The organism is Flavobacterium defluvii (assembly GCF_900129555.1).
GTDB classification, from domain to species: domain Bacteria; phylum Bacteroidota; class Bacteroidia; order Flavobacteriales; family Flavobacteriaceae; genus Flavobacterium; species Flavobacterium defluvii.
The window spans coordinates 242,835-260,306 of sequence record NZ_FQWC01000004.1; the positions used below are offsets into that span (position 1 = coordinate 242,835).

General features: G+C 32.6%; 13 protein-coding genes. 1 reads left to right on the plus strand and 12 read right to left on the minus strand.

Annotated features, from left to right (window positions below; translation table 11 throughout):
- Positions 1–27: 27 nt before the first annotated feature.
- From BUC29_RS11515 to BUC29_RS11565, 11 genes are all read right to left on the minus strand, one after another.
- On the minus strand, positions 28–1,419 hold the full coding sequence (locus BUC29_RS11515; RefSeq protein WP_073416321.1) for a DUF4153 domain-containing protein: 1,392 nt from the start codon (positions 1,417–1,419) through the stop codon (positions 28–30).
- A gap of 59 nt (positions 1,420–1,478) precedes the next feature.
- Positions 1,479–1,769: a winged helix-turn-helix domain-containing protein gene (locus BUC29_RS11520; protein ID WP_008464519.1), complete on the minus strand. Its 291-nt coding sequence runs from the start codon at positions 1,767–1,769 to the stop codon at positions 1,479–1,481.
- A gap of 4 nt (positions 1,770–1,773) precedes the next feature.
- Positions 1,774–2,388, minus strand: a complete 615-nt coding sequence (locus tag BUC29_RS11525) for a hypothetical protein (protein WP_073416322.1) — start codon at positions 2,386–2,388, stop codon at positions 1,774–1,776.
- Positions 2,389–3,106: 718 nt separating this feature from the next.
- Positions 3,107–4,033, minus strand: coding sequence for a magnesium transporter CorA family protein (locus BUC29_RS11530; protein ID WP_073416323.1), 927 nt, complete (start codon positions 4,031–4,033; stop codon positions 3,107–3,109).
- Between the two features lie 218 nt (positions 4,034–4,251).
- The gene (locus BUC29_RS11535) at positions 4,252–5,139 is read right to left on the minus strand and encodes a bifunctional 5,10-methylenetetrahydrofolate dehydrogenase/5,10-methenyltetrahydrofolate cyclohydrolase (RefSeq protein WP_073416324.1); all 888 of its coding nucleotides are present in this window, start codon (positions 5,137–5,139) and stop codon (positions 4,252–4,254) included.
- Positions 5,140–5,269: 130 nt separating this feature from the next.
- Positions 5,270–6,634, minus strand: coding sequence for a signal recognition particle protein (gene ffh, locus BUC29_RS11540; protein WP_073416325.1), 1,365 nt, complete (start codon positions 6,632–6,634; stop codon positions 5,270–5,272).
- A gap of 255 nt (positions 6,635–6,889) precedes the next feature.
- The gene (locus BUC29_RS11545) at positions 6,890–8,569 is read right to left on the minus strand and encodes an MBOAT family O-acyltransferase (RefSeq protein WP_073416326.1); all 1,680 of its coding nucleotides are present in this window, start codon (positions 8,567–8,569) and stop codon (positions 6,890–6,892) included.
- Between the two features lies 1 nt (position 8,570).
- Positions 8,571–9,899: a GDSL-type esterase/lipase family protein gene (locus BUC29_RS11550; RefSeq protein WP_244160821.1), complete on the minus strand. Its 1,329-nt coding sequence runs from the start codon at positions 9,897–9,899 to the stop codon at positions 8,571–8,573.
- Positions 9,900–9,981: 82 nt separating this feature from the next.
- On the minus strand, positions 9,982–11,463 hold the full coding sequence (locus BUC29_RS11555; RefSeq protein ID WP_073416328.1) for an SGNH/GDSL hydrolase family protein: 1,482 nt from the start codon (positions 11,461–11,463) through the stop codon (positions 9,982–9,984).
- Between the two features lie 279 nt (positions 11,464–11,742).
- Positions 11,743–12,825, minus strand: a complete 1,083-nt coding sequence (locus BUC29_RS11560; protein WP_073416329.1) for an HmuY family protein — start codon at positions 12,823–12,825, stop codon at positions 11,743–11,745.
- Positions 12,826–12,843: 18 nt separating this feature from the next.
- On the minus strand, positions 12,844–14,955 hold the full coding sequence (locus BUC29_RS11565) for a TonB-dependent receptor plug domain-containing protein (RefSeq protein ID WP_073416330.1): 2,112 nt from the start codon (positions 14,953–14,955) through the stop codon (positions 12,844–12,846).
- Between the two features lie 103 nt (positions 14,956–15,058).
- Here BUC29_RS11565 and BUC29_RS11570 point away from each other — a divergent pair, with 103 nt between their 5' ends.
- Positions 15,059–15,961 (plus strand): DUF6607 family protein, encoded by a 903-nt coding sequence (locus tag BUC29_RS11570; protein ID WP_073416331.1) that lies wholly within the window; start codon positions 15,059–15,061, stop codon positions 15,959–15,961.
- A gap of 71 nt (positions 15,962–16,032) precedes the next feature.
- On the opposite strand, the gene BUC29_RS11575 is transcribed toward BUC29_RS11570, so the two are convergent.
- Entirely contained in the window at positions 16,033–17,472 is a 1,440-nt protein-coding gene (locus BUC29_RS11575; RefSeq protein ID WP_073416332.1) for a RagB/SusD family nutrient uptake outer membrane protein, read from the minus strand.

Below are 17,472 nucleotides of genomic sequence, written 5' to 3' on the forward strand. Positions count from 1 at the left end.
TCCCATTCATACGAATGGGATTTTTTATTATTTCTTTTCTTTATCCAAAAACTCATAATATAAAGCTTTTGACAAAAAGCCTGAGTTTTGATAATTCGAAATCAATTCTTCTCTTACGGCTTCTGCATATTTTCCATCTAGCTTATTTTGTTTAAAATATTCACGGCGAACATCGTCATTAAAATTTAAACCGCTCAAAAATACTGGGTCTACGCCCTTGTTGGCAGAAATATTGTAATTAGTAATTAGATTTCCCCAATTTACATAACTGCATAAAAGAATTGTTCCATAGAAATACCACACCATTTGGTTAAAAAGATAAGCGTTGGTTTTCTGTTTTAGGATTTTTTGAAATGAAACTATCAATCCAATAGTAGCTAAAATTAAAAAAGCATAAACTCCAAGTCGTTTATATGTTAAACCATAAAAAGAAACGTATTCTGAGTTTTTAACCATAGCACTTATAATTAAAACCACATTTAAAGCAAGCCACACTTTTGCCAGATTTTTTAATGCTTTGGCCTTTTCATCAAAATTAAATCCGCCTTTAAAGTAAAATAAGATTACGCCAACTGCCATTAATATTGAAAATATAACTGCATTAACACGTTCGTGAGTATCGGCGCTTAAATTTGTTTTTTCGACAACTTCAAAAAACTGTTCGTAATTATATGTTCCGATAAAAATTAAAAGCATAATATTTAGCATAAACAATGTGATTTCGCCGCTCTTTCTTTCAAAATCAAGATCAAGAAATGAAAATGTACTTTGATTTTTTACTTCAGAAACATTAGTGAACTCATTATTTAATTTAGAATTGTATTGATAGCAGACATCCGGGACCCAGTAATTCCAAAAGCTAAATGAAATATAAAATCCCAAAATACACATAGCAATTAATTGTGGCAGATTGATATCTAATGTATAATCTGTGAATAGTGATGAGAAATGATTACTCCCAAAAGAATAAACGATAAAAAACAAGCCGAGAAACATTACCGGAATGACAACAAATGCTACAAGTTTTTTGGCGAAATCGTTATGTATTTTTCTTTCCGGAAGCCATTGACTGAAAATGAAAACACGACCTAATGTAGTGATTCCGTTTAAAAATATTAATGGAAATATCTGTACGATTTTGAGTTCTTCATTCTGAGTTTTAAATTGTAAAAATAAGATTGACAATGCCAAAGCAAAAAACGAGGCAGCATCTCCATACCATGCAAAAGCGAAACAAGATAATATAGAGGTCATTACTAAAACTAAATGAGATCTATTAACGAACTTTTCCTGAAAGAAATAACTAATTAAAAGAGTAAGAATTACTCCAAAAATAGAAATGTTGATTCCAACAGATTCATTGTAAAAAAGCAGTATAAAAACCGCTGTACAAGCTAAAATAATTTGATGTTTTTTCATGATTTTAGTTTTTAAAAGTACTTTGTAATTCAAAGTTTTTAGGTAAAAAATTTTAGATTCTAAGATTTCATTAATTTTTCGAGGTAAGAAAGGTGCTCTTTAAACGCCGCGCGGCCAAGCGGTGTTACCTGATAAGATGTTTTAGGCTTTTTACCCACAAATTCTTTCTTAATCTCAATATATTCAGATTTCTCCAATGCAGAGGAATGACTCGCTAAATTACCATCGGTGATATTCAAAAGCGTTTTCATCTCGGTAAAATCTACCCAGTCGTTAACCATCAGAACGGACATAATACCCAGTCTGACACGGCTTTCAAAATCTTTATTTAGTTTATCGATAATTCCCATTGGGTTATTTGTATTTTTTGAACATCACTAATCCATAAACGATATGCAAGATACCAAATCCTATAATCCAAAAGATTAAACCATATCCAATGTAGAAAAGAGAAATACATCCTAACAAAAGTTCAGAAAAACCTAGATATTTTATATCTGAAAATGTATATTTTTCAGCATTTATTACTGCAAGTCCGTAAAATATTAAAGTTGAAGGTGCGATTAAACCATAATATCCATGATACATTAATGCCAGGCAAAATATCCCGCCTGCTGCAAGCGGCACTGCCAAGTTAAACAGCATATTTTTTGTTGCCGAAGTCCAAATTGGTAAATTATATTTTCGACTTTTTCTAACCGTAAAAAAAGTTCCAAATGCAAATGCGCAAATTAAAATTACAACTCCAATCCAAAATAATTCTGAAACCAAGCTGCCTTTTAATAGCAGATGTTCATCAGTAAAATATTCGATTCCATTTACTTTAAAAAGCTGATAAACATACAATCCGCCTATTAATGCCGAAAGTCCAGCGAAAACGCCCGAAAGGCCGCTTAACGATATAAATCTTGAAGAACGCTCCATCATGGAACGAATATGTGCTAAATCTTCTTGGTGCTTTTGATTCATAATTAAAGTGCTTTGCACTACAAAGTTAGTATTTATTTTGAATTGACAAATAAAAATTGAGTTTTTATTTTATAGAAGTAATTAATGAATTGCGTTCATAGGAATGAAATATATAATCCCTACGGGATTTTTTTACTGGAGACATCAATATTATGCTACCAATATTTAACTCCTAATGGAGTACTCCCTCAAAGATTAATATCAAATGTAGATGATTCTCATACGTTTTATCTACCGATATTTAACTCCTAACGGAGTATTTCCCAAAAATTAAATATTGATTATTCTCATACGTTTTATCTACCAATATATAACTCCTAACGGAGTATTTTACAAAGATTATATTAAATACTAATTATTGTTATTCATTTTTTCGATCCACATATATTTACAGTTCACAGCGAATTATCTCGGAGAGATTAAATATCGGTAGCAAGAATCATTTACAACGGATTTTTGTCCCGTAGGGACTACACATTTAATTGATCTTGAAATTATGCCTACAAGGTTTTGGAAACCTTGCAGAAACGGGATTTGATTTTACCTTACAGTTGCGTGAGGGATAGGAGCTGGCTACCGAAGTAGCGCGGATAGCCCGACACCGACCTGTTGAGAGGGCGTATAAGCGTAAAATATGTTTGCCCTCTCAACGGGTCGGGGTCACGCCCAAAGTATAAAAACGGAAAAGCTCATTCTGAACGAACAGGCTTTTTAATGTTTAGAACCATCTTCTGCGTTTGAATAAAAATACGCCGAAAGAGGATAGAATAATTGAAATTAAAAGCAGAATCCAGATTCCATATTTGCTTTCTTCTAAACCGTTTGGGACGTTCATTCCGTACAAACTGGCAATTAGGGTTGGAATCATCAAAATGATTGAAATTGATGTCATTTGCTTCATGATGTTATTCATGTTGTTTGAAATTACCGAAGCGTAAGCATCCATCATTCCGGTTAAGATGTTGTTGTAGATATTGGCTGTGTCCTGCGCCTGATTTAATTCGATTTCGACATCTTCCAGTAATTCCGGATCATAACTGGCTTTGTGTGCTTTTAGATTTTTGATTCTTTGAAACAAAACGTCATTTGCTTTTAGCGACGTGATGAAAAACACAAAACATTTTTCGATTTGAAGCAGTGCCTGTAATTCTTCGTTTTTGATGGATTTCTCTAAATTATCTTCTGCTAGTTTTATTTTCTGGTTGATTTGTTTCAGGTATTTCAAATACCATACGCTTGATGATAGAAGCAATCTTAAAACTAAATTGAAATTGTCTTCTATCTCGATGTTTTTGCGCTGTGAATAAGCCACAAAATCTTTTATGATTTCTGTTTTATAAAAACTGATTGTAACGCAGATATCGTCTTTAAAAATGATCCCGAGCGGAACGGTATGAAATGGAATTTTGACATCGCCGCTTTTAATGGGAATACGCATGATAATCAAAGTCCAGCCGTCTTCGATTTCGATACGAGGTCTTTCGTCGATATCCTCGATATCATTGTAGAAAGCTTCGGGAACCTGAAGTTCTTCTAATAAATAATTTTTATCTGATTCTGTTGGAGATTCGATGTGAATCCAGCAATTTGAAGTCCATTTTGGGATTTCTACTAATCCGTTGTTGTTTGTGTAAAAGGCTTTCATTTCAAAATACAGGTTTTTAGCGCAGCATTTTGAAATTTCAAAAGCTGCTTAATTTAATACTAACGAATAATAATAATCGTCCATTTGGAGAAGTGTTTTTTTAAGTGGTGCAAAAGTATCCTTTATTTTTAAGAACCGAAACTTTAAACTATTAATTATATATTAAAAACACAAAACCCGTTCGTTTGAACGGGTTTTGAATATTATTCAGGAAGAAATTATTGATTTCTTGCGCTTCTCATTTTTCTTGCTAAAAGTGTATTTTTAAGCAGCATTGCAATTGTCATTGGCCCTACTCCACCCGGAACTGGTGTAATGAACGATGCTTTTTTGCTTACACCATCAAAATCAACATCGCCTTTGATAACGTATCCTTTTGCGTTTGATGCATCTTCTACACGGGTAATTCCAACGTCGATAACGGTTACTCCTTCTTTTACCATATCTGCTTTTAAGAATTCTGGAACTCCTAAAGCTGTGATAATGATATCAGCATTTTTGGTGAATTCCGCTAAGTCTTTAGTTCGACTGTGCGTTAATGTAACTGTCGAGTCGCCAGGATTTCCTTTACGGCTCATTAAGATGCTCATCGGACGTCCTACAATGTGACTTCTACCAATAACAACAGTATGTTTTCCTGATGTTTCAACTTTGTAACGCTCAAGCAATTCCATAATTCCGAATGGTGTTGCTGGAATAAAACTTTCCATTTCAAGCGCCATTCTACCAAAGTTAGTCGGATGAAATCCGTCAACGTCTTTGTCTGGATCGATTGCTAATAAGATTTTTTGCTCGTCGATATGTTTTGGCAAAGGCAACTGAACGATGTATCCATCAAGGTTATCATCTTCGTTCAATTCTTTGATTTTTGCTAAAAGTTCGTCTTCTGTAATAGTTTCTGGTAAAGCAACTAAAGTTGAATCAAAACCGATTTCTTGGCATGATTTTACTTTACTTCCTACGTAAGTTAAACTTGCTCCGTTGTTTCCCACTAAAACTGCTGCTAAATGAGGTACTTTTCCTCCAGCTGCTTTTATAGATTGAACCTCGATTGCAATTTCGTTTTTAATGTCGTTAGATGTTTTTTTACCGTCTAGTAGCTGCATTTTGTTGTGTTTATTTTGTTTCAGGTTTCAAGTTTCATGTTACTGTTGAAACTTACTATTTATGTAATTAAAAAAGTTTCAAGTTTTGGCCTCTTAACTTGAAACCTTAAACTTGAAACTTTTTCTTATTTTATCTCGGCATTCCTCCTGGCATACCACCCGGCATCCCTTTCATACCTCCCATCATCTTCATCAGATTTTTTCCGCCTGGGCCTTGCATCATCTTCATCATCTTGCTCATTTGGTCAAACTGCTTCATCAGCTGATTTACCTGCTCGATTTTTGTTCCCGAACCTTTTGCGATTCTGGCTTTTCTTTTTACATCAATAATGGCTGGCTTACTTCTTTCTCCCGGAGTCATCGAATAAATGATTGCTTCGATATGTTTGAAAGCGTCGTCTTCAATTTCAACGTCTTTCATCGCTTTTGAGGCTCCTGGTATCATTCCTACCAAGTCTTTCATGTTACCCATTTTCTTTACTTGCTGAATCTGTGTTAAGAAGTCATCAAAACCAAATTCGTTTTTAGCGATTTTCTTTTGAAGTTTTCTTGCTTCTTCTTCGTCAAATTGTTCCTGAGCTCTTTCAACAAGAGACACAACGTCTCCCATTCCTAAAATACGCTCGGCCATACGTTCTGGATAGAAAACGTCAATTGCTTCCATTTTTTCTCCAGTACCAACAAATTTGATTGGTTTGTTTACAATCGATTTGATTGAAAGCGCCGCTCCACCACGAGTATCACCATCTAATTTCGTTAAGATAACTCCATCAAAATTCAAGATATCGTTGAAAGCTTTTGCTGTGTTTACAGCATCTTGTCCTGTCATAGAATCGACAACGAACAAAGTTTCTTGTGGCTGAATTGCTTTGTGTACACGTGCAATTTCGTCCATCATTTCCTGATCTACTGCCAAACGACCTGCTGTATCGACGATCACAACATTGAATCCGTTTGCTTTGGCGTGTTTGATTGCGTTTTGAGCAATTTCAACAGGATTTTTATTTTCTGGTTCTGAGTAAACCTCAACACCTATTTGATCTCCAACAACATGTAACTGATTGATCGCCGCTGGACGGTAGATATCACACGCTACAAGTAATGGTTTCTTATTTTTCTTCGTTTTTAAGAAGTTGGCTAATTTTCCTGAGAAAGTTGTTTTACCAGAACCCTGAAGTCCTGACATCAAAATAACAGTTGGATTTCCTGATAAGTTAACACCAGCAACATCTCCACCCATTAATTCTGTCAACTCATCTTTTACCAGTTTTACTAATAACTGTCCTGGCTGTAAGGTTGTAAGTACATCCTGACCAATTGCTTTTTCTTTTACTTTGGTTGTAAAATCTTTAGCAATTTTAAAGTTAACGTCGGCATCAAGTAAAGCACGACGAACTTCTTTTAAAGTATCGGCAACGTTTACTTCTGTAATTTTACCGTGTCCTTTTAATATATGGAACGCTTTATCTAACTTATCACTTAAATTATCAAACATACTATTTTCTTTATTTGAAGTGCAAAGATAATCTAATTAGATATTTCAGGCAATTTATTTTTTAAGGTTCAAAGTGACATAGGCTCATAGCAACAAAGGTTTTCAGTTTCTCGCAGATTTAACAGATTAGGCAGATTATTTTTTTAGATTATATATGATAAAATCCGCTAGATCTGCTAAATCTGCGAGAGAAAAAAAGGCGCAAAGAATAAAACCTCTGCACCTTTGTAACTTTGTCCCTTTGAACCTTAAAAACTAAAACTGGAAATAAATAAACGGCTGCGAACCTGCAACCGCAGTTGCATATACAATCCAGTAAACGAAACCTAAAATGATTGCTTTTACTAAAATTGGCGTTTTATCAAAAACAGATTTCATTCCATTTGTGAAAGTTTCTGGTAAGAAATGCCAAACATATCCGAACAACATTAATCCAAATACATTTTTATAACCAATTATAATTGCTTTCCAGTTTTCTGGTTCGAAAGTTAATTGTCCAATATTATTGATTACCTGCAATGCTGTTTCAAAATCTCTGGCGCGGAAAAAGATCCAGCAGAAAACTACAAAATGGAATGTAATTACGATTGAGAAAAATCTCCATAAGAAATTTGAACCTTCTTTTTTAGATGGAAAAAATTCCATAAATATTTTATGAACCGCTAATGCTAATCCGTGTAAAGCTCCCCAAACAATAAACTGTGCTCCTGCTCCATGCCATAATCCTCCTAAAAGCATTGTGGTGAAAAGATTAAAGTTGGTTACTAAAGTTTGTTTTCTTTTGCTTGAAAGCAAAAATGACAAACAAAATAACGCAATTGAACTAAATGCAATTATAAGTGGAATTATGCTTGTATTGTAACTCGTAATTCCCCAAAGCAATAATCCAAAAAAGAATAAACTTGGAAATAAAAATCCTGCGAACGAACCTTCCCTGTTTCCTCCAATAGAAATATACAAGAAATCTTTTAACCAGGTTGAAAGAGAAATATGCCATCTTCTCCAGAAGTCTGTTATAGAAGTTGACTTATAAGGTGTTCTAAAGTTGGCTGGTAATTTAAATCCTAACAATAAAGCGATTCCGATTGCCATATCTGAATATCCTGAAAAATCACAATAAATCTGGATTGCATATCCATAAGAAGCCATTAAGTTTTCGAATGACGTATAGTTCATTGGTGTATCAAAAACACGATCGACAAAGTTTACTGAAATGTAATTTGAGATAACCGTTTTTTTGATTAATCCACCTATAATTAAAAACAAACCGTTATTTACATCTTGTCTTGTCAGGTTTAGTTTTTGATAAATCTGTGGAAGAAAATCTTTTGCACGTACGATTGGTCCGGCAACTAATTGCGGGAAAAATGAAACGAAAAATAAATATTCGATGTAGTTTTTTGTCGGTTTAATTTCTTCTCTGTAAATCTCAATAATATAACTCATCGATTGGAACGTATAAAACGAAATCCCAACCGGAAGAAAAATATCATGAAATTTAAAATGACCATTGAACATATCGTTGTATGTTCCAATCATAAAATTCATGTATTTAAAATAACCTAATAATCCTAAATTCAGAATTACACTTATTACCAAATAGATTTTCCTTGTACTGTCTTTTGTTTCTTTATAAATAATCTGGCTTAAACCATAATCGACTACAGATGAAAGTAATAAAAGTAAAAAGTAAACTCCGCTCGATTTGTAATAAAAGAAAAGCGAGAATAGAATTACGTAGGTCAATCGTAAATAAAATGTTTTACGCAGAAAGCCATACACAAAATAAAAAACAAGAAATAATCCTAAGAATAACCCCGTGTTGAATAATAATTTTTCATCTGGATTATAAATAAACCAGCCTTTAACCTGTTCTATTGTAATTGCACCAAAATTTTGAATGAACCAATTATTGATGTTATCTAATGTTGTCAACTTAATTCTGTAATTTAAAATTATTGTATGCCTTTAAAAATGCTTCTGAGAATAAATTTCCTTGTTTTTCATATCCTTTTTTAGAATAATGAACCCAATCCGGACCAATTAATCCCGCTGATTTAAGACCTCTAATTCCTTCCATTCCGCCAAATTCATCATATAAATCCCAAACTGCAAAACCGTCTGTCTGCGCAATTTCTAAAATCTGTTTTGTGTATTCGTGAATAAAAGTATTGGGTCTTTTTCTAAGCAGCGATGGCGGCGGCGTCATTACAATTATTGGAACATTTATGTTTTGTGCTTTTACATTGCTTATAAATTCCCGTAATTGTTTGATGTAATTTGCCGATTCCAGTTTCTCGTAACTTTCGTTTGTTCCGAGTGAAAAAACCAGCATATCCGGATGCAAAGCTTTTAACTGCTCAAAAAACAAAGGATATTTATTGTAATCAGAATATTTAGCACCGTTTACTCCAATTCCGCTATAAATAAGTCCCGGAGCATCTTTCTCTAAGACAATTCCGTTTAGCTCAAATTTTGAAGCATTTTTATTCGGAATCAAATAAATTTTTTCTAAAGCTTTTTCAGAATTATAATAATGTGAATATGAATCTGACTGCAGATTTAAAGAAACAAATTCTGATGTTTTAATATTCTTTGGCTGTGTTTCGTTTGTTGGGATTTTTAATATTCTTCCTGCACGAATATTATTTGATTTTAGTGAATTTGCTCTTTTTATTTCTGCAATAGAAACGTTGTATTTATCAGCAATTACAGAGATTGCTTCTCCTTTTTTAATTTTATGTGTAATTACTTTTCGTTCTTCAGTTTCAATAAATTTGGTTTGAGATGCTGTCGACAACTCAAACATATCTTCGTTTTTAGGTGTAATTATTCGAATTGAATTAAATTTATAGGATGGATCTTTGATGTTCAATTCTAAAACAAATCCTCCGGCATCTCTCCAAAGTGCAATTCCGCTTAAACCAATAGGATAATTTCTAACAGGGTAAATATTTCGATATGTTTCCCAAACCCTATTGCAGCGAAAACGTTCGTTATAAGATCCGTTTGTTTTTGCCAATTGATAAGGAAAAACTAATCCTCGTCCTGCATTTCCAAATTTTTTCTGCAATTTTTTTCTGATTTCATTGGTCATTAAATCTCCCTGAATGTGAGAATCTCCAATATGAACGATATTTATTTTTTGATTGTTATCGCTCTCATTATCTTTTAATTTCTTAAAAAGACTTTCTAAAACTTTTGCATTATAAATGTGATTTCCTTCAGAAGATTCAGTCGCTGCCGAATCGATTTTGCTAACCATATTTTTAGTAATTGGAGGTGAAACTGGATCTTGAGGTTTATCATTTGTTGAGAAAAAAAGACAACAAAAGAAAATAATAAGTTTATTCATTTACGCTATCTTTTTTTACAGAAACAGAATCTGCTTTGGGTTTTCGAATTGCTTTTGGTTTAACGCCCGCTTCACGTTTTTCGCGTAAAACTTTATATTGTTCGTAACCTTGATTTAACTGACTGTACAATAAATTACCAATTGCCTTTGCACCTCTTTGGTTAAAGTGGGTGTAATCTTTATTGGCTTTAGCCGGAGATTCATCAACCCATTTTACCATCGATCCGTCTCCGCCCATTAAAGTGTATAAATTTACAAATCCTGATTCGGTTTCTAATGCATATTTTTTCTGCGCTTTCATTAAAGGTACAACCGCTGAATCTGTTTTCATTTCTAAATCATATTTTGTTGATTTATCAGCAGTTGAAACAATTAAAATAGAAACGCCCGGAAACGATTCTTTTATTTTATTTACTGTTTTAGTCATACCTTTTTCGTACCAAAAATAATTCTTGGTTCCGTAATTCAATACGTTTGTTCCGTAGTGAAGAATGATTAAATCATATTTCAAATTATTATTAAAAGCCTGCATTACGTTTGCATCAAACATGGAAATTGGCAGTCCGGAGTTTCCTCTTTGAGAGAAATTATCAACATGAATTCCGCTTCCATTATCAAAATTAAATCCATAAATTGGAATTGAATCTGCATGAATAAAATTAGCTTTAAAAGATTTCACACTTCCGGAAGTCACTTTTAAACTATTTACCAAGTTATTTGGAGTAAGGCTTTTATGAAGTGTATCTTTTCCGATAATAAAATCTACGTTTCCTTTTTTAGACGCTTTTCCGTAAAATAATGTTGGATTATTTAATGATGTAGAATATTTGTTCAATCCAGCTTCATATTGAACCCAAGTCGCATTTGTTTTATCATTAGCAAAAAACACATGACCATTTACTCCAAAAGGACTTATTGGTCTTTTTACATTTAAGTACGATTGTATTTTCCAGTTTTTAGAAAAAAGCGTTTTTACAGAACCTCTAGATGCCGAAGATTCTGAAATTATCGAAACAAAACCAACTCCGTTTCCGCCAAAACGTTCCTGATAATTCATACGAACATCTTGCACGATTAAATCCCCATCGGTCATAGAATCTCCATAATAAGCAATTCTAACATGATTTTGCGGGTTTTGTTCCAGTTGATATAATTTTTCGTAAAAGGAAATCAAGTACTGATATCCTTTGTAATTATCGAAAGTTTCAGATGGAAATTCGATTCCTTGAGAAGCATCGTAAACAATTTTCTGCTGGCCTAGTCTTCGTTCACTTTCTTCGATGCTGTCACTTTTTAACGACAATGAATCTTTCGCAACAGATTCCAGAAGCAGACTGTCTATAAGTACATTTTTAGAATCTACTTTACTATCTGAAAAGATTTTATTTGGTAAAACCTGTTTAAAACCAATAAACGCAAAAAAAGCTAATGCAACAATTGCAAAAGACTTGAAGAAATATGATTTTGTATTCACTTAATAATTATAAATTTAAAGAAAAGAACTACAAAAATTAAAGAATATATAAAATTCCTGTTAATTCTTAAGACATAAACACCTGCAAAGATAGAATTAAACATTCATTTTCAAGTCATTTTAACAATAAAGAAAATTAAAAAAAAGAGGTTAGATAACTCTAACCTCTAAATCAAAAAAAAATAAAAAAACAAAGCTAATGATTAACTAATTTTTTGATGACAAAGCATCATAAACCATAATGAATATCTTTATCCTTTTTAAATTTTCATTATATAATTAATTCAGGATTGCATATTCTAAAGCTGGATTTCCTCTTTCACCCGCATCGTTTGTCATAGCAAGGAATTTAACTTTATAATAGTTTCCTGCAGCATCTTTAACTACATAAAAACGGTCAGTTCTAATACTTGGTAAAGTATTTGGTCCTCCTCCACTTCTCCAGTTCGCACCAATAATTCTTTGATCTGTTACAGAGGCTTTAAAATTAGCTTCAACAACTTTAGCTTTTGTAAAATCTGCATAAGATCCACCATCAGCTACTAAAACCTGATAGGCCTGCGTACCTCCTTTTGAATTTGTAGTAATAAAATCTGAATATCCATAAGTAACTTCAGTACCTGCATTTAAATAATTAGTAAATACTGTAAAGTTTAAATCCCATTTGGCTTTTTGAGGCTCAACAGAAACTGTATTTCCTGTAGATAGACTGAAAAATGTGAAGTTAAAATCAGTGTCCTTTGATACAACTTTCTCAGTATAAGTAGCTGAAGCTAAATCTGCATATTGAATTTTATATCCATTTCCGCTTCTTAAAATTCTAACTTTTTTCCATCCTCTTGCATCTCCATCTACACTAACAGATCCTGTTGCTGGTTTAGTGGTAGAAACTGCAAATCCCAGATTTACTAAATACACTTTATTTTCAGCGTCTATAGCCGAAATTTCTGCAATTGCAGTTCCAATACCTGCTCCTGCTCCTGTTAAAACACCTGTTGGATTATCTACATAACCATTCGAAGCTGCTGTTGTCCCAGCGCCAACTGCTACATTAGAATCACTTTCTTGTGGTAATGTAATATCCGAAGTTTCTAATTTTTTTACAGCCATTTTTAGAGATCCGTTGATTACAACTCTAAATTCTGAGCCAGATGAAAATCCGAAATCCCAAGCAGCTCTATTTACTGCTTTTGCTTCTTTGGTGCTTAAGTCAAGGTAAACTTGATTTGGCTGGTTTGCCCCACCTACCGCTGGCTGTAAAGTTGCTCCAACTGTTGGAATTTCAACTTCAGGAGTATCGTCATCACTTGAACAAGCTGCAAGAGATAAAAATGCGAATGATAGTAATAATAATTTTTTCATTTTATTTCTGTATTTATATTAAAGATTAAGGTTATATGCTAATTTTAAAAAGTAAGAACGTCCATATGCAAGCATTAAATTTGATGCTGAAGCATGTCCGGCTCCTTCACTGGTTCGTGTTTGATTTACATTGGTTACATCCAAAATGTTTCTTGCTCCAATACTTACTTCAAATTTGTTTTCAAAGAAATTCTTTCTAATAGAGGTGTCCAGCCAGTTACTTGGAGCAATTTCTGATATAATATATTCTGAATTTCCTTGTATGAATTGTTGTGTTCTTCCGTTATATTTATAATATCCCGAGACTATTGTTTTCCATTTTGAAATTGTATATGAAAAACTTGCGTTTAGATTAAATGAGTATAAAAATTGATCACTTGAACTAAAAACCAGATTGTCGATTTGCTGAGAAATCCCAATCAGAGAAGCTCCTATATTAAAAGTCAAATTATTTTTACGGAACTGATTCATTGTCGAAAAATTCCACATTTTATACTTGCTTATATTTATATATTCGTATTCCGGACTTCCTGTATCAGGATTAGTACGAACAAATGCCATATCAATTCTGTCATCAACATTTAAATAACTTACAGCAATTGTATTTGACAATTGAAATCCTGATGTCAATATGGTCAATTTTTTCACACTTGCTTCATATGAGGTACTGGTTTCTGGAATTAAGTTTTCGTTTCCGGTAAAGAAATGTCCATCAAAAATTTGTTTTGAATACAATTCATCAAAGTTTGGTGTCCTAAAACCATTTCCGTAAGAACCACGAACTTCAAGTCCTTTATCAAATAAATATCTTAATCCAATAGAAGAAGCATATTGGTTTTTAAATTTTGACTGCGCAGAAAACCTTAATCCTGGTTTAATAGAAAATCTATCTGAAGCCATAATTTCTGAAGAAGCAAAGAAATCATAGTTTTCTAGTCTTTTTCGAACAGGTACAAATATATTATTGGCTTCCTGAACAAGCGAATAACCTTGATTATTTACAAATTCATATCCTAATTGAAGATCTACTGTTTTGTCTGAAAAGAAATTACTTATAGTCCCGGTAGAAGAAAGAACTTCCATAGACTGATCTTTAATCGTTATATTATTTGCCTCGGTTTTAGTATATAAATAATATCTAAAGTCTTCTACATCTCGTTGTTGTTTTTGGTGGGTAGCAGAAACATTATAATTTAATTGAGAAAACAATTTTCCTGTAACATTTAAATTATGAAAGTATCTATTGGTAAAATATCTGCTGTCTTCAGCATAACGATAAGATCCTAAAGCACTGCTAAAACCAGATTGTACGGTACTATTATAATAATCCACTTTTTCATCTAAATATTCAAACTTGTAAAAAAATCTGAAATTATCTTTATGATATGACAATAAAGCGCTTCCGTTTAATTGATCTTTTGGCAGCCACGTATAACCTCTTGAAGTATCATTTTCAAAATAATCCTTTCCATTTTTATCTCCTAAATATCCTTGAAAATCATTTCTATTTGCTCCAACACTTATAAACCAGTTTTTACTAAATGTATGTGCCACTCGTAAAGACTGTATGTGCCGCCCCTCTTTAAAAAGAGAATATTCGTTATTTACGGTTTCTTCCTGAACAGCTGCATTAATGTCCCATTTATATTTGGATGATTTTTTAGTAATTATATTAAGGACTCCACTTACTGCATTTGCTCCATAATTAACTCCCATAGATCCTTCAACAATCTCAATATGATCAACGTCGTTAAGGTTAATCTGCGATAAGTCAGTATTATTCCCTAATCCACCCTCATTTACTAAAGGTACATTATCAACTAAAATTTTAAAATATTGTGCATCTAATCCAAATAACGAAACTGTAGAGCGACCGCTTGTACTACTTGGCCTTACGGTAATATTTAAATATTGATTAAGAACGTCTGATAAATTATTCGCCGCTAAATTTTGTATATCTTGATTTGATATAACACGCACATTAAATACTGATTTCTTAATCGATTGTGGTTCAAATTGGCCGGTAACCACAACTTCAGAAAGTTTTTCTCGTGATGCAATAGTATCTTTTTGCTGAGCAAAAGAAATTTGACAAACAAACCCAGCAAAAAGGAGTAATTTTATTTTCATTATTTTTATTCAGTCTTAATAATCGAGGCAAATATATAACTATTTTTAATTATTCTAAATAAAATTTATATATTTGCCTCAAATTAAAAACAAATAATAAGTTATGATTTCAAAAAGCCTTTATTTCTCAGCCATTATGGCTTTAACATGTGGTCTTGGTTTTAGTCAGGACAAGAAACAACAAGACATAAAATCAATTAAATCTATGTGTGGTTGTTATGAAGTGAAATTTAATTTCACAGAAACATTCTCATATCCAAAGGATTCTCTTACTTATAAACCATCTGAAACTAAACATGAAACTGCTTTAGAATGGGTAGAGTTATTAGAAGATACTCCCAATAAAATCTCAATGCAGCATTTATTGATTGTAAGTGATGATATGATTATTAAACACTGGAGACAAGATTGGTTATTTGAAAACACAGACTTATACTCATTCGATAAAGGAAACTCATGGAAATATATAAAACTTGACAAAAAAGCTGTTAAGGGACAGTGGACTCAAAAGGTATATCAAGTAGATGACAGCCCACGATATGAAGGATCTTCAACTTGGGTACATGTTGATGGACAAGACTATTGGTCTAACGTTGCCGACGCACCGCTTCCTAGAAGAGAGCAGACAAAACGTAACGATTATAATGTTTTAAAAAGAAGAAATATTCACGAAATCACTGCTACAGGATGGAATCATGAGCAAGATAATGACAAACTTATTCGTGATGATGCAGGAAAAGATATTTTATTAGCACAGGAAAAAGGATTTGATGTTTATACTAAAGTTCCAGATATTAAATGTATTGCTGCTCAAAAATGGTGGAAAGAAAATAATGCTCTTTGGAAAAATGTTCGTGACAAATGGCAAACTCTCTTTGACAGACATAAAGACTTAAACTTAGAAGCTAAAGTTGACAGAAAAGCGCTTTATTCTCTTTTGTTTGATTTAAAACCAACAGCAACAAAAGCTGAATCTGATGCAATTATCGACAAATTTGTAAAATAAAAAATGTTTGTGTTAGTTGTAAAAAAGCCGGTAATTTGAAAATTACCGGCTTTTTTTTATTTTTAATTTTTTTATAGTGGATTCTGAACAATCAATGGATTAGCATCAATTTCAGCTTGTGGAATCTGAAAAATAAACCTGTTATCCGAAGCCGGTATATTAAATTTACCAAATGCTGTATGATTTGATCCGGGATAATCCCTATTTAAAGCTACTCCCAATCTCTTCATATCAAACCATGCGTAACCTTCACCCCACAATTCAATTCTTTTTTGAAGTATAATTTCATCTATTAAAGCTGTACCTGAATTAGTTGATAATACATATGCAGGATCTCTTGTTATTGTTATATCATATAAGACTTTTCTAGCTAATGATTCTTTCCCTGATCTTGCATATGCTTCTGCTTCGATATAATACATTGCAGCAGCCCTTAAATAAATATAATCTCCAGCATCAATTGTTGGATCTATAAATTTCAAATTAGCATAAGCTGGTAATGAAGGATATGTTGAATTACCACCAGGAGCCACAAATGCATTCTTTCTGAAATCAGTTCCTGAAATACTATTGTATAAATTGATATCGATATTTTTATAAATCCCAAGTCCGCCTGCATATCCTGATTCATTAGTATTATCAAAATGAGAGAAAAAATTAGCAACAAAAGAACTCTGCGCTGAAGTTATTGATGCTCCCCACATAGTATCTTTATTACTAACATCATAAAATCCTTGCATCCATTCATTTTGTGTTAACAATGGATATTTTTGTCTCGCAGCATTTGCTAGAATAGCTGCCTCAGAGTATTTACCCATTTCTAAATACACATCTGCTAAAAAAGCCTGAGCAACAGATTGATCAATTGCATTATTATTTTTACGCTTATATCCTTCTAACAAAGCAATAGACTCTGCCAAATCCTTTTCAATTATATTATATACTTCACGTACTGTAGATCTTTCTCTTCCTTCAAAAGTAATTTCAGTATAAAGAGGTACACATAATTTATTTTCATTACCTCCATATGTTGGTCCATAAATACGTGCCAGCATAAAATAAAAATAACCCCTTAGAGCCAAAGCCTGTCCTCTAATTCCTTTGAGTTTCTCATCAGTAGTTCCTTCTGGAATTCCTGCTAATACTACATTTGTGGTTTTAATTTGTGGATAATATGTACTCCATGCTAAGCGCGATCTAGTATTGGTTTGCTGTCTTCCCTGATAATTATAAAAATTACTATACCAACTAGATTTTGTCATTAACATATCATTTGACATTAAATCAGTAGCTGATAAAATAGATTTATGACCATAGTCTTCATGATTAGATATGGATAAGCCATAAGATCTTAATGCTGAATAAATCCCATTTATTATTGCTTCATTTGCTTCTGCTGAAGTAGCTAATTGCCCATCATTGATAGTGGATTGTGGCATCGTATCAAGAAAATCACTTTCGCAACTTGTAAAGATCAACAACGACAATGATAATATTATTATTTTTTTCAT

Bases quoted from the DNA above. Each gene is read 5' to 3' on its own strand.
- BUC29_RS11515 (WP_073416321.1), bottom strand. From the start codon at position 1,419: ATGAAAAAACATCAAATTATTTTAGCTTGTACAGCGGTTTTTATACTG.
- BUC29_RS11520 (WP_008464519.1), bottom strand. From the start codon at position 1,769: ATGGGAATTATCGATAAACTAAATAAAGATTTTGAAAGCCGTGTCAGA.
- BUC29_RS11525 (WP_073416322.1), bottom strand. From the start codon at position 2,388: ATGAATCAAAAGCACCAAGAAGATTTAGCACATATTCGTTCCATGATG.
- BUC29_RS11530 (WP_073416323.1), bottom strand. From the start codon at position 4,033: ATGAAAGCCTTTTACACAAACAACAACGGATTAGTAGAAATCCCAAAA.
- BUC29_RS11535 (WP_073416324.1), bottom strand. From the start codon at position 5,139: ATGCAGCTACTAGACGGTAAAAAAACATCTAACGACATTAAAAACGAA.
- ffh (WP_073416325.1), bottom strand. From the start codon at position 6,634: ATGTTTGATAATTTAAGTGATAAGTTAGATAAAGCGTTCCATATATTA.
- BUC29_RS11550 (WP_244160821.1), bottom strand. From the start codon at position 9,899: ATGGTTAGCAAAATCGATTCGGCAGCGACTGAATCTTCTGAAGGAAAT.
- BUC29_RS11560 (WP_073416329.1), bottom strand. From the start codon at position 12,825: ATGAAAAAATTATTATTACTATCATTCGCATTTTTATCTCTTGCAGCT.
- BUC29_RS11565 (WP_073416330.1), bottom strand. From the start codon at position 14,955: ATGAAAATAAAATTACTCCTTTTTGCTGGGTTTGTTTGTCAAATTTCT.
- BUC29_RS11570 (WP_073416331.1), top strand. From the start codon at position 15,059: ATGATTTCAAAAAGCCTTTATTTCTCAGCCATTATGGCTTTAACATGT.
- BUC29_RS11575 (WP_073416332.1), bottom strand. From the start codon at position 17,472: ATGAAAAAAATAATAATATTATCATTGTCGTTGTTGATCTTTACAAGT.